Source organism: Bradyrhizobium sp. STM 3843 (assembly GCF_000239815.1).
In the GTDB taxonomy this organism is placed as follows: domain Bacteria; phylum Pseudomonadota; class Alphaproteobacteria; order Rhizobiales; family Xanthobacteraceae; genus Bradyrhizobium.
This window is the reverse complement of record NZ_CAFK01000336.1, coordinates 1-12,143: the sequence shown is the minus strand read 5'-3', so window position 1 is coordinate 12,143 and position 12,143 is coordinate 1. Positions and strand designations below refer to the sequence as shown.

The 12,143-nt window shown below is 65.9% G+C and carries 11 protein-coding genes and 1 other RNA gene; 5 read left to right on the top strand and 7 right to left on the bottom strand.

Features of this window, described 5'->3' with window-relative positions:
* Positions 1-13: 13 nt before the first annotated feature.
* The 4 genes from recR to ffs all read right to left on the bottom strand — a co-directional run bounded on the left by recR (position 14) and on the right by ffs (position 3,065).
* Positions 14-613 carry a recombination mediator RecR gene (gene recR, locus BRAS3843_RS36925; protein WP_008974394.1) on the bottom strand — a complete coding sequence of 200 codons (600 nt, stop codon included), beginning with the start codon at positions 611-613 and terminating at the stop codon, positions 14-16.
* Between the two features lie 26 nt (positions 614-639).
* Positions 640-960, bottom strand: coding sequence for a YbaB/EbfC family nucleoid-associated protein (locus BRAS3843_RS36920; protein ID WP_008974393.1), 321 nt, complete (start codon positions 958-960; stop codon positions 640-642).
* A 13-nt stretch (positions 961-973) separates the two neighbouring features.
* Positions 974-2,851, bottom strand: coding sequence for a DNA polymerase III subunit gamma/tau (locus BRAS3843_RS36915; protein ID WP_008974392.1), 1,878 nt, complete (start codon positions 2,849-2,851; stop codon positions 974-976).
* A 117-nt stretch (positions 2,852-2,968) separates the two neighbouring features.
* An RNA gene (gene ffs / locus BRAS3843_RS39210) (signal recognition particle sRNA small type) lies at positions 2,969-3,065 on the bottom strand.
* A 151-nt stretch (positions 3,066-3,216) separates the two neighbouring features.
* Here ffs and BRAS3843_RS36910 point away from each other — a divergent pair.
* From BRAS3843_RS36910 to BRAS3843_RS36890, 5 genes are all read left to right on the top strand, one after another.
* The gene (locus BRAS3843_RS36910) at positions 3,217-3,636 is read left to right on the top strand and encodes an HIT family protein (protein ID WP_008974391.1); all 420 of its coding nucleotides are present in this window, start codon (positions 3,217-3,219) and stop codon (positions 3,634-3,636) included.
* 3 nt (positions 3,637-3,639) lie between these two features.
* Positions 3,640-4,578 carry an NAD(+) diphosphatase gene (nudC, locus tag BRAS3843_RS36905; protein WP_008974390.1) on the top strand — a complete coding sequence of 313 codons (939 nt, stop codon included), beginning with the start codon at positions 3,640-3,642 and terminating at the stop codon, positions 4,576-4,578.
* Between the two features lie 194 nt (positions 4,579-4,772).
* The gene (locus BRAS3843_RS36900; protein ID WP_008974389.1) at positions 4,773-5,273 is read left to right on the top strand and encodes an Lrp/AsnC family transcriptional regulator; all 501 of its coding nucleotides are present in this window, start codon (positions 4,773-4,775) and stop codon (positions 5,271-5,273) included.
* A 127-nt stretch (positions 5,274-5,400) separates the two neighbouring features.
* Positions 5,401-5,730 carry a hypothetical protein gene (locus BRAS3843_RS36895; protein WP_008974388.1) on the top strand — a complete coding sequence of 110 codons (330 nt, stop codon included), beginning with the start codon at positions 5,401-5,403 and terminating at the stop codon, positions 5,728-5,730.
* A gap of 19 nt (positions 5,731-5,749) precedes the next feature.
* Complete coding sequence (locus tag BRAS3843_RS36890; protein WP_008974387.1) at positions 5,750-7,216, top strand: methyl-accepting chemotaxis protein; 1,467 nt, start codon at positions 5,750-5,752, stop codon at positions 7,214-7,216.
* A gap of 55 nt (positions 7,217-7,271) precedes the next feature.
* On the opposite strand, the gene BRAS3843_RS36885 is transcribed toward BRAS3843_RS36890, so the two are convergent.
* From BRAS3843_RS36885 to hrpB, 3 genes are all read right to left on the bottom strand, one after another.
* Positions 7,272-8,771 carry a phosphomannomutase/phosphoglucomutase gene (locus BRAS3843_RS36885; protein WP_008974386.1) on the bottom strand — a complete coding sequence of 500 codons (1,500 nt, stop codon included), beginning with the start codon at positions 8,769-8,771 and terminating at the stop codon, positions 7,272-7,274.
* A gap of 126 nt (positions 8,772-8,897) precedes the next feature.
* Complete coding sequence (locus BRAS3843_RS36880) at positions 8,898-9,395, bottom strand: TIGR02281 family clan AA aspartic protease (RefSeq protein WP_008974385.1); 498 nt, start codon at positions 9,393-9,395, stop codon at positions 8,898-8,900.
* Positions 9,396-9,561: 166 nt separating this feature from the next.
* Complete coding sequence (gene hrpB, locus BRAS3843_RS36875) at positions 9,562-12,036, bottom strand: ATP-dependent helicase HrpB (protein ID WP_008974384.1); 2,475 nt, start codon at positions 12,034-12,036, stop codon at positions 9,562-9,564.
* Positions 12,037-12,143: the final 107 nt, after the last annotated feature.

The following is a 12,143-nucleotide window of genomic DNA, read 5'->3' as shown; positions in this document are numbered from 1 at the left end:
TCCGTATGTTTGCTTAGAACAGGGTCCGCTGCCGCATCGCGGCCGACAGCGTGCCTTCGTCGAGATAGTCAAGCTCGCCGCCGACCGGCACGCCATGCGCCAGCCGCGTCACCTTGACGTTCGCCTCCTGCAGGAGGTCGGTGATGTAGTGCGCGGTGGTCTGACCGTCCACCGTCGCATTCAAGGCCAGGATGATCTCATTCACCTCGGGCGCGTGCGCGCGCTGCACCAGCGCATCGATGGTCAGATCCTGCGGACCGACGCCGTCGAGCGGCGACAGCGTGCCGCCGAGCACATGATAACGGCCAGCCGTGGCGTTCGCCCGCTCCAGCGCCCAGAGGTCGGCAACATCGGCGACCACCACGATCATCGCGCCGTCGCGGCGCGGATCGGTGCAGACCGTGCAGGGATTTTGCGTGTCGATATTGCCGCAGGTCTTGCAGACCTGGATGCGCTCGATGGCGACCTGCAGCGCGGCCGCAAGCGGCGTCATCAGCGCCTCGCGCTTCTTGATGAGATGCAGCGCGGCGCGACGCGCCGAGCGCGGCCCAAGCCCGGGCAGGCGCGCAAGCAGCTGGATCAGACGTTCGATCTCGGGACCGGCGACGGCCATCAGTTCAACGATTCACACCTAGCGAACTAACCAAAGCCGAATCCCGGCGGCAGGCCGAGCTTGCCGGTGATGGCCTGCATCTTCTCCTGCATCGCGACCTCCGCCTTGCGGCGCGCGTCATTGCAGGCGGTGACCACGAGATCCTCCAGGATCTCGGTCTCTTCGGGCTTCACGAGCGACGGATCGATCTTGATGCCCTTCACTTCCATCTTCGCGGTCATTCGCACCGCGACCAGGCCGCCGCCGGAAGTACCCTCGACCTCGAGGTTGCCGAGCTCCTCCTGCATTTCCTGCATCTTCGACTGCAGCTGCGCCGCCTGCTTCATCATGCCCAGAAAGTCGGCCATCGCTTACGTCCTCTTAGAACATCTCTTGATCATCGCTATCGGACTCGTCGACCGGCTCGACAGCGCTGCTAGCTTCGGATTCCGGCGGCTCGGGGGCAAGCTTGCGAACCTCGACCACCTTGGCGCCGGGAAAGCGCGCCAGCACCTCCTGCACCCGCGGATCGGCCTCCGCCGCCCGTTCGCGCTCGCTTTTCGCGCGCAGATTCTGCTCGCGCAAGGTCGCCTGTCCCGGCTCGTTGGAGACAACGACCGTCCAACGCCGGCCGGTCCAGTCTTCCAGCTTGCGTCCGAGATCTGTGACAAGCGCGCGCGGGGCGCTGCGTTCCAGGGCAATCTCCAGCCGCCCGTCCTCGAACCGGACCAGGCGGACATCGGCCTCGAGCGCGCTCTTGGTCATGAGGTCGCGGTTCTTGCCGGCGAGAGCGACGAGTTCCTGGAAACTGGCCAGCCGAAGCGCCGGCGCCAAGTCCTGCGGGGCAGGCGCCGGCGTCAACATCTGCGGCCGCATCGGACTGCCGACCGCAGCCAGGGTCGGGCCTTGACTTAGACCTTGGGCACGCGCCGGTTGCGACGCCATTGGAGACGATATGGCGGAGCCCGACATCGCCGGCGTCGGAGCGCCACGTGGCGCTGCACTCGACGTCGCGACCGGCGCGGCGCCGCCGTTCTGCTCGATCATCCGGATCGCTTCATCCGGCGTCGGCAGGTCGGCGGCATAGGCGATGCGCACCAGCACCATCTCCGCCGCTGCCGCCGGCCTTGTGGCGCTTTGCGTCTCGGCGATGCCCTTCAACAGCATCTGCCACATCCGCGACAGCACCCGCATCGACAGCTTGGTCGCGAAATCGCGCGCGCGCAGCCGTTCGGTCTCGCTGAAAGCGACATTGTCCGCGGTCGCCGGCACCACCTTGACGCGGGTGACGAAATTCACGAATTCGGCGAGATCCGACAGCACTACGACCGGATCGGCGCCGACATCATATTGATCACGGAATTCGTTGAAGGCCGCGGCGATATCGCCGCTGGCGAGATGCTGGAACAGGTCGATGACGCGGGTGCGGTCGGCCAGGCCCAGCATCTGCCGGACCTCCTCGGCGCGAACCTCGCCGGCCGAATGCGCGATCGCCTGGTCGAGCAACGACAGCGAATCGCGCACCGAGCCTTCGGCCGCGCGGGCGATGATGCCGAGCGCCTCCGGCTCGATCGTCACGCCTTCCTTGGTGGCGATATTGGCCAGATGCTTCATCAGCACATCGGCCTCGACCCGGCGCAGATCGAAACGCTGGCAGCGCGACAATACGGTGACTGGCACCTTCCGGATTTCGGTGGTCGCGAACACGAATTTGGCGTGCTCCGGCGGCTCCTCCAACGTCTTCAGGAAGGCGTTAAACGCCGCCGTCGACAGCATGTGGACTTCGTCGATGATGTAGACCTTGTAGCGGGCGCTGGCCGGCGCGTAGCGTACGCTGTCATTGATCTGCCGGACATCGTCGACGCCGGTGTGCGACGCCGCGTCCATCTCCAGCACGTCCATGTGCCGGCTTTCCATGATCGCCCGGCAATGGGTGCCGAGGACGGGCATATGGATGGTCGGCCCCTTCACCGATCCATCCGGCATCTCATAATTCAGCGCGCGCGCGAGGATGCGGGCGGTGGTGGTTTTGCCCACCCCACGCACGCCGGTCAGAATCCAGGCCTGCGGGATGCGGCCGGTCTCGAAGGCGTTCGAGACCGTGCGAACCACGGCCTCCTGGCCGATCAAATCTTCGAAACTCGAGGGACGGTATTTGCGCGCCAGAACCCGGTAGGGCTTGGCTGCGGAGGTTGTGGCATCAAAGCCGGCCTGCGCGGCGCTGTCGGGCGTGGATGGAGAAGCGCCAGCCTCAGTCATCGATTGAATGTCTTCCAGCCGGCTCGATCGCGAAGACTGAACCGCGGCGGAACGGAGCCGAGTGCCCGCTGCTTGCGGGGTCTCCGCTCATGATGCACGATTCGCACGAGAAAACAGGTAGGAGACTGACGAGCGACCCGATCCGGACCTCGTTAGGGCTGCTTCCTTCCGGACCTGACCCGGTTGGCGAGTGGCTCGTCCACCGCCAATCTCCCGGTCCCTATTTGGGGCCAAACGGACCGGAAAGCAAGCGGGACCGCACCCTTCCTCCGACACTTGTGCAGGACGCCGGAAAAGCCTTAGGTGCCGATGGCCGGACCAGGTCCGGCCGACGCGCTTGATTCGTGACAATCACCGGGGAACCGATGCCCGACTCCGCCTGGTCGCTGCACCCGCAGCTTGCGAAGGACACCATCGATATCGGCGACCTGCCGCTCTCCCGGGTTCTGGTGATCAAGGACGCGAACTATCCCTGGATGCTGCTGGTGCCGCGCCGCGAGGGCGCGGTCGAGATCATCGATCTCGACGAGGTGGCGCAGGCGCAGCTGATGACCGAGATCGCCCGCGCCTCGCGCGCCCTCAAAGACATCACCAAATGCGACAAGCTCAATGTCGCCGCGCTCGGCAACATGGTGCCGCAGCTGCACATCCACCTTATCGCGCGCCGCACCAGCGACGTGGCCTGGCCGCGCCCGGTCTGGGGCGTAGCGCCGCCTGTGCCGCATGACGCTGAAGAGGTGCAGCATTTCATCAGCGCGATCCGGCGCAAGATCTGGCTAGGATGAATAATGTCCCCCTTCGACCTGTTTCCGCTCGGGCAGCCGGCCTTTGTCCAAAACGCCGTCGACCGCGCCGCCCACCTGCGCTTCCATGACGACCAGCTGATCGCGCTGGAACGCAATCCGTCGACCCGCGCCTATGTCGTGCATCGCGATTCGCTGCTCATGAAGCGCGAGGGCGACGCCATGCGCGCGCTGCTCACGATCGACGAGGCGCTCGGGTTCGGGGCCAACCCCGGCACGATCTTTCTCGGCCTGCGGGATGGCGGCGCGCTGTTCGGCATGGGCATCTCGCCCGCTGCGGCCGAGGCGCTGGCCGGCCGCGACGATGTCGCCGTCACCGAGCTCCGCGGCATTGCCATGCAGGGCACGATCCCGCCGGACGAACTCGGCGCGATCGCGATGGCCAAATCGATGGTGTCCTGGCATCAGCGCCACGGCTTCTGCGCCAATTGCGGCACGCGCACCGGGATGCGCGAGGCTGGCTGGAAGCGCGAATGTCCGAACTGCAAGACCGAGCATTTCCCGCGCACCGATCCGGTGGTCATTTCGCTGGTTGCGCATGGCGACAAGTGCCTGCTTGGGCGGCAACAGCGCTTTCCGCCCGGGATGTATTCCTGCCTCGCCGGCTTCGTCGAAGCCGCCGAGACCATCGAGGACGCGGTGCGGCGCGAGGTGTTCGAAGAGTCGGGCATCCGCTGCGCCGATGTCACCTATTACATGACCCAGCCCTGGCCCTATCCGTCGTCCCTGATGATCGGTTGCAGCGCCCGCGCGCTGAACGAGGACATCGTGGTCGACCGCACCGAGCTCGAGGACGTGCGCTGGTTCAGCCGCGAGGAGGCACGGCTGATGCTCGCGCGCCAGCATCCGGACGGGCTCTCCGGGCCACATCCCTTCGCCATCGCCCATCATCTGGTCGGCCGGTGGCTCAAAGGGACGGAATAGCCCGTCTTCCTTTCTTTCGCGTCGTTTCCCCGGCGACCATTCCGCCCATCCGAGACCTGCAAGCTTCTGAGCTTGCTGCGCTTTTTTGCACGCGGCCGCGCTGCGCCGGCCGCCGCCGGCGGACCGACCTTGATTTGGAATGTTTTTCTCTATATGAGGGATTTAATGACCTTGTATGGAACAAAATTCTTCCCATGACCGATATCGCCGCCCAACTCCCGGAAGCCAACCGCCGGCTGGACGCCATCGACCGCAAGATCCTGATGGTGCTCCAGGAGGATGCCTCCTTGTCGGTCGCCGAGATCGGTGACCGGGTCGGGCTGTCGTCCACGCCCTGCTGGAAGCGCATCCAGCGCCTGGAGGCCGACGGGGTGATCCTGCGCCGGGTGGCACTGGTCGATCAGAACAAGATCGGCCTCGGCCTCAGCGTCTTCGTCTCGGTCGAAAGTCCTGATCATTCCGACGCCTGGCTGAAGCGATTTGCCGAAGCCGTCAGTTCGATGCCGGAGGTGATGGAGTTCTACCGGATGGCCGGCGACGTCGACTACATGCTGCGCGTGGTCGTCGCCGACATGCAGAGCTACGACGTGTTCTATAAGAAATTGATCAGCGCGGTACCGCTGAAGAACGTCACCTCGCGCTTTGCCATGGAAAAGATCAAGTCGGTGACCGCACTGCCAGTGCCGCCGGTCTGATGCCTCTGGTCTCGCCAGAGTCGCCGTTGCTGCGCATCGCCGCAACGAGACACAGGCTGTCAACCCCGTAGTCATCCCTAACGGTTGTTTACCGGACTTTAGCTCCGTCGATCTATTCTAGGATGCGATGGTGCCGGGTACAACCTTACCTCCGCCCCGGTTCGCCTGGCTGAACGCCACGGTGCTGCTACTCGCGAGCTTTGCTGCGGTCGCTGCGCTGTCGTTGCAGGTTCGCCCCGGGAGCGAGATCGTGGCCGTGGCTTTCCCGCCATGGTGGAGCGCGCAGCGCGCGATGCTGGCAGCGGCGTCTGCCGACGCCGCGCTCGTTCGCACGACCACCCTTCCGTCGCTGCTGGTCGTGCGTCCCGGCGGAAGCAACGGGCTCGCGCGTCTTCGCGAGGCCGGAGCTTGGTTGGCCATCGACCCGCAGGCGGTCTCCGCCTGCCTTTCGAGATGATCTGTTTGGGGAATTGGGAATGACCGTCGAGACCAACGATCTGGCAACCCTCCGCGACACGACCAGCAAGGTCCTGCTCGCAGTCCTCTGGGCTCACGTTCCGCTTGCACTCATCATCGGGCTGTCGCGCGGCGACTGGCTGATGCCGACGCTGCTGATGGCCGCCATGGCGCTAGCTGCAACTTTGTCGTGGCGCAGTGCCGGCAGCGCGCTGTCGACCCAACTCACCGTTGCGGTGGCCTTGATGGGCGGTGTCTCTGTCCTGGTCTATCAGATGTCGGGCCATGCTTGGCAGATCGACATGCACATGTACTTCTTCGCGGCCCTGGCGTGCCTTGTCGCCTATTGCGATTACCGGCCGATCCTGGCTGGAACGGTCGCGGTCGCGCTCCATCATCTGGTGCTGAACTTCGTCTTCCCGGCCGCGATCTATCCCGGCGGCGCCGATTTTGGCCGCGTCGTATTGCACGCGGTCATCCTGCTCATCGAAGCCGGCGTGCTGATTGCGGTCACATTCAAGCTCTCGCAGCTGTTCGAGACCACTGCCAGCAAGACGGCCGAAGCCGAAAAGGCCCACGCGGCCGAAGCCCACGCCAACGCCGAACGTTCCGAGACCGAACGCCGCGCCAAGCGCCAGGGCGACATCGCCCGGCGCGAACTCGCCGAAGGCTTCGAGCGCAAGATCGGCGGCATCGTCGAAGCCGTCGCGGTCGCCGCGAACGAGATGCAGGTCCTGTCGTCCTCGATGAGCCGGAGCAGCGCCGAAGCCTCGCGACAGACCTCGGCCGCGGCCAACGCTTCGCAGCAGGCCTCGACCAATGTCGAGACCGTAGCTGCCGCGACGGAAGAGCTGACGGCATCGATCAACAACATCTCCCAGCAGGTGACGCGCTCGGCGCAGATCGCCGCCAAGGCCGCCGAGGAGGCCCGCCGCACCAACACGGTGGTCGAGAGCCTCGCCGCTGGCACCCAGAAGATCGGCGAGGTGGTGACCTTGATTCAGACCATCGCCAGCCAGACCAACCTGCTGGCGCTGAATGCCACCATCGAGGCGGCGCGGGCCGGCGAGCACGGCAAGGGCTTTGCAGTGGTCGCGAGCGAAGTGAAGGCGCTGGCCAACCAGACCGCCAAGGCAACCGAGGAAATCTCGAGCCAGGTGCAGAGCATCCAGAGCGCCACGGGCGATGCGGTCAGCGCGATTCAGGCGATCGGCGGCACCATCGCCGAGATCGACGAGATCTCCAAGGAAATCGCCACCGCGGTCGAGCAGCAGGGCCTCGCCACCGGGGAGATCTCCGGCAATGTGCAGCAGGCGGCCGAAGGCACCCGCCAAGTCAGCCACAGCATGGGCGGCGTGACCCGCGCCTCCGACGAGACTGGCAGCGCCGCGTCGCGGCTGCTGGAGTCCGCCAACGGACTGTCCTCCCAATCGAGCCGGCTGAAATCCGAGGTCGAGCACTTCCTGAGTTCGTTGAGCGCAGCCTAGCTGCTGCTCCGGCAGACCAGCGGCATCCATGCCCCTCGCGGGGCATGGACGTCAGTCAGATCTTCTGATTATACGCACCCACCTCGGGATGGGTGCGCAGCACGGAGTCCATGGCTTCGAACATGTCGCGCATGCGCTGCTCTGAAACCGGACTCTCGACCACGACGACCAGCTCCGGCTTGTTCGATGAGGCCCGCACCAGCCCCCAGCTGCCATCCTCGACCGTCACGCGCACGCCGTTGACGGTGACGAGGTCGCGGATCGGTTGACCCGCCACCCGGCCGCCCTGCCGCTGCAGCGTTTCGAAGTGCTTCACGACCGCATCGACGACACCATACTTCGCTTCATCGGCGCAGTGCGGCGACATGGTGGGCGACGACCATGTCTTGGGCAGCGCGTTCTTCAGATCCGCCATCGACTTGCCGGGTGCGCGATCGAGCATCTCGCAGATCGCAATCGCCGAGACCAGGCCGTCGTCATAACCGCGCCCGAGCGGCCGGTTGAAAAAGAAATGGCCGGACTTTTCGAACCCCGCCAGCGCACCGAGCTCATTGGTGCGCCGCTTCATGTAGGAGTGGCCGGTCTTCCAATAGACGGTCCTGGCACCCTGCTTCTGCAGCACGGGATCGGTCATGAACAGGCCGGTCGATTTCACGTCGACCACGAACTGTGCATCCCTGTGGATCGCCGACATGTCGCGCGCCAGCATCACGCCGACCTTGTCGGCAAAGATCTCCTCGCCGGTGTTGTCGACCACGCCACAGCGATCGCCGTCACCGTCGAAACCCAGGCCGACATCGGCCTTGTGCGCGAGCACCGCATCGCGGATGGCGTGCAGCATCTCCATGTCTTCGGGGTTTGGATTGTATTTCGGGAAGGTATGGTCGAGCTCGGTGTCGAGCGGGACCACCTCGCAGCCGATCGCCTCCAACACCTGCGGCGCAAAGGCGCCCGCCGTGCCATTGCCGCAGGCCGCGACCACCTTCAGCTTGCGCTTGAGCTTCGGCCGCTTGGTGAGGTCGGCGATATAGCGCGCCGGGAAATTCTCGTGGAATTGATAGGAGCCGCCGACTTTGCCGGTAAATTCGGCGTTGAGCACGATCTGTTTCAGCCGGCTCATCTCGTCCGGGCCGAAGGTGAGCGGACGGTTGGCGCCCATCTTGACGCCGGTCCAACCATTGTCGTTATGCGAGGCGGTGACCATCGCCACGCAGGGCACATCGAGCTCGAACTGCGCGAAATAGGCCATCGGCGTTACAGCCAGCCCGATGTCGTGCACCCTGCAGCCGGCTGCCATCAGCCCCGAGATCAGCGCATATTTGATCGAGGCGGAATAGCCACGGAAATCATGCCCGGTCACGATTTCCTGCTTGACCCCGAGTTCCGCGATCAGCGCGCCGAGCCCCATGCCCAGCGCCTGCACGCCCATCAGGTTGATTTCCTTGTTGAACAGCCAGCGCGCGTCATATTCGCGAAAGCCGGTAGGCTTCACCATCGGCTCAGATTCGAAGGCGTAGGTGTTGGGGACCAGCAGCGCTTTCGGCTTGGGGAACATGCAGTTGAGCCTCGTCGGGAACGCAGACGAGGCAGACTTAGCGAAAGCAGACGGGAAGCGAAAGGCCGTCGACCCGGATTCGTCGAGATGGGGTAAACTCGTAAGCCGGCATCTCCGCGAGAGAGATTACTGCTCCAGTACCATCTGGCCGCTGGCATAGGCAAAACGCTTCAGCCGCGACAGGAACGAGAGGCCGAGCAGGTTTTCCGACAGCGCCTCGTCGGGCAGGACCAGCGCATCGACGTCGCGCACGGTGATTTCGCCGAGTTCGAGCATCGGAAGCCGGGCACGCGCAGCCTTCACGGTCCCATTGGCCGTGGTCACGGTCGCGGTATAGGCACCGCGCGCCGGGCGCAGGCCGAACCGGGCGGCCGAGCTCTCGTTGAGCGCCACCAGCGAGGCGCCGGTGTCGACCATGAAATTGATCCGCTGGCCGTCGATGCGGCCCTCGGCGCGGAAATGTCCCCGCTGGTCGGAGGGGATGCTGAGGCTGCGCTGGCCTGCCGCGACGGGCTCGACCACGACGGCTCTGGCCGTCGTGGCGGATGCGGGCGCCGGCGTCAGGCGGTCGGCCAATTGCGCCATGAAGGTGCCAAGTCCGATCAGGACGGCCGCGATGATCATGATGTTACGCATCACGCTACTCGACGAACACTCAACTGTTGGGCCCCGTGCGCGATCTCATCATCAAAGACATCCGCATGCGACGGAAGGCGAAGGGCTGCGACCGCCATTTTGGCGAAAACGGTGAGCGAAGCGTTAACGGCGCGGCGTGTCGTTCGAGATTTGATTAGGTTCCGCGCGGCTTGGCCCGCCGCGTGGGGGCGGCATTGGCCGGATCGTCCGGCCAGGGATGGCGCGGATAGCGGCCGCGCAGATCAGCACGGACGGCCGCGTAGCTGCCCTTCCAGAAGCCCGGCAGGTCGCGCGTCACCTGCACCGGCCGCTGCGCCGGCGACAGCAGTTCCAGCACCAGCGGTACCGCGCCCTTGGCAATCGATGGATGGATATTGAGCCCGAACAATTCCTGCAGGCGCACCGCGATGGTCGGCCCCTGCTCCGCCTCATAGTCGATGGCGAGCATAGTGCCGGTCGGCGCCTCGAAATGGGTCGGCGCCTCGCGGTCGAGCTGGGCACGCAGATCCCATGGCAACAGCGCCATCACCGCATCGGAGAGATCGCCGGGTGAAACGTCCTTCAGCGCGATCTTGTCGGCGAGCATGGGCTCGAGCCATTCCTCGCGCTTTGCCAGAAGTCCGTCGTCCGACAAATCGGGCCAGCTGTCGCCCTCCGCCCGGCCCAGGAACATCACCCGGTCGCGCCACTGCTTGGCTGCTTTCGACCATGGCAGCCTGTCGATGCCGGCCGCGCAGATGCCGTCGGCAAGGACGCGCGCGGTCGCCTCCGAAGCGGTCACCGTGAGCGGGGCCTCGGCAAGCGTGATCGCATGCAGACTGCGCTTGCGGCGGCCGCGCAAGGCCATCGCTTCGCGATCGAAGCTGATCTCGTCCCTGGTCTCGATCTCGTGGGCGAAATGCCGTTCGATGTCGTCGACCGCGAGTGGCGCGGCGAGCAGGATGCGGCCGCTTGCGGCCGTGCCGGTGAGCTCACCGATCGCGATGTAAGGCGTCCGCGCCAGCGAGGAGGTCTGCTCGACGGCGGCGCCACGGCCGTTGGCGAGCACGAAGCTGCCATTGCCGCGATTGCGCGCAACGCGGTCGGGATAGGCGAAAGCGAGCATGATGCCGGTGGAGAGCTCCCCTGCCTGTTGCGCGGACGGGGACAAAGCCACCTGCGCGGCCCAGCGCCGCGCCATGTCGCGCGCGCTCTGGGCGCGTTGCGAGCGGTCGCGGCGGAACTGATCGAGCCGCACCTCGAGATCGACGCTGTCGCCGCCAAGCCCCCGCTCACTGAGGATGGCGGCGACAGCGGCAGCCTGCTCGGCGGCGCCATAGCGGGCGGAGTCGACGATCATGCGGGCCAGCCGCGGCGGCAGCGCCAGCCCACGCAGCCGCTGGCCTTCCTCGGTGATGCGGCCGTCGGCATCGAGCGCGCCGAGCTCGCTGAGCAGCTCGCGTGCCTCCTTCAGCGCCGGCGCAGGCGGCTGATCGAGGAAGCTGAGCGTCCCAGGATCGGACACGCCCCATTGCGCGAGATCGAGCACCAGCGACGACAAATCGGCGCTGAGGATTTCAGGCTGGGTATAGGCCGGAAGCGAGGCGGTCTGCGGCTCGTCCCACAACCGGTAGCACACGCCGGGCTCAGTGCGGCCGGCGCGGCCGCGACGCTGATCCACCGCCGCGCGCGAGGCGCGCACGGTCTCCAGACGCGTCAGCCCGATATCCGGCTCGTAGCGCGGCACGCGCGCCAGCCCGGAATCGACCACGATGCGCACGCCTTCGATGGTAAGCGACGTTTCGGCGATCGAGGTCGCCAGCACCACCTTGCGGCTTCCTTTGGGAGCCGGCGAGATCGCGCGGTCCTGCACGGCCGCATCGAGCGCGCCGAACAGCGGCACGATCTCGGTCGATGCATCGTGAACGCGCTCGGCCAGCATGGTCTGCGTGCGGCGGATCTCGGCGGCGCCCGGCAGGAAGGCCAGCACCGAACCGGTGTCCGCGCGCAAGGCTGTCGCGATCGCGTCCGCCATCTGGCGCTCGACCGGCACATCCACCTTGCGGCCGAGATAGCGGGTCTCGACCGGATAGGCGCGGCCCTCGCTTTCCACCACCGCCGCATTGCCGAGCAATTTCGCAACCCGCGCGCCGTCGAGCGTGGCCGACATCACCAGGAGCCGCAGGTCTTCGCGCAGTCCCTGTTGCGCATCGCGCGCCAGCGCCAAGCCAAGATCCGCGTCCAGCGAGCGCTCATGGAATTCGTCGAACAGCACGGCGGCAACGCCGTCGAGCTCGGGGTCATCAAGGATCTGGCGCGAGAAGATGCCTTCGGTGACGACCTCGATCCGGGTCGCACGCGACACTTTCGAACCGAATCGGACACGGTAGCCGACGGTCTCACCCGCGCGCTCGCCCAGCGTCTTGGCCATGCGCTCGGCGCTGGCGCGCGCTGCGATCCGCCGCGGCTCCAGCACGATGATTTTCTTATTCCTGGCCCAGGGCGCATCCAGCAGCGCCAGCGGCACCCGCGTGGTCTTGCCGGCGCCGGGCGGCGCGACAAGGACGGCGGTGGTGCTGCGTTCGAGCGTGCGCGACAGCTCGTCGAGCACGGGATCGATGGGCAGCGGCGTGTCGAAGCGAAGGGGCAATCTCTCGGCCACGGTTACTCATACCCTCTCCCCTTGTGGGAGAGGGTGGTTTCGAACGAAGTGAGAAACCGGGTGAGGGGTAAGCCTCGCGCTCGACGGATGGATAC

What these genes read in the sequence shown, in the direction of transcription:
- BRAS3843_RS36880 (WP_008974385.1), bottom strand. Translation starts at nt 9,395, where the DNA reads ATGATCATCGCGGCCGTCCTGATCGGACTTGGCACCTTCATGGCGCAA.
- BRAS3843_RS36885 (WP_008974386.1), bottom strand. Translation starts at nt 8,771, where the DNA reads ATGTTCCCCAAGCCGAAAGCGCTGCTGGTCCCCAACACCTACGCCTTC.
- BRAS3843_RS36900 (WP_008974389.1), top strand. Translation starts at nt 4,773, where the DNA reads ATGACCGATATCGCCGCCCAACTCCCGGAAGCCAACCGCCGGCTGGAC.
- recR (WP_008974394.1), bottom strand. Translation starts at nt 613, where the DNA reads ATGGCCGTCGCCGGTCCCGAGATCGAACGTCTGATCCAGCTGCTTGCG.
- BRAS3843_RS36915 (WP_008974392.1), bottom strand. Translation starts at nt 2,851, where the DNA reads ATGACTGAGGCTGGCGCTTCTCCATCCACGCCCGACAGCGCCGCGCAG.
- BRAS3843_RS36920 (WP_008974393.1), bottom strand. Translation starts at nt 960, where the DNA reads ATGGCCGACTTTCTGGGCATGATGAAGCAGGCGGCGCAGCTGCAGTCG.
- BRAS3843_RS36910 (WP_008974391.1), top strand. Translation starts at nt 3,217, where the DNA reads ATGCCCGACTCCGCCTGGTCGCTGCACCCGCAGCTTGCGAAGGACACC.
- BRAS3843_RS36890 (WP_008974387.1), top strand. Translation starts at nt 5,750, where the DNA reads ATGACCGTCGAGACCAACGATCTGGCAACCCTCCGCGACACGACCAGC.
- BRAS3843_RS36895 (WP_008974388.1), top strand. Translation starts at nt 5,401, where the DNA reads ATGGTGCCGGGTACAACCTTACCTCCGCCCCGGTTCGCCTGGCTGAAC.
- nudC (WP_008974390.1), top strand. Translation starts at nt 3,640, where the DNA reads ATGTCCCCCTTCGACCTGTTTCCGCTCGGGCAGCCGGCCTTTGTCCAA.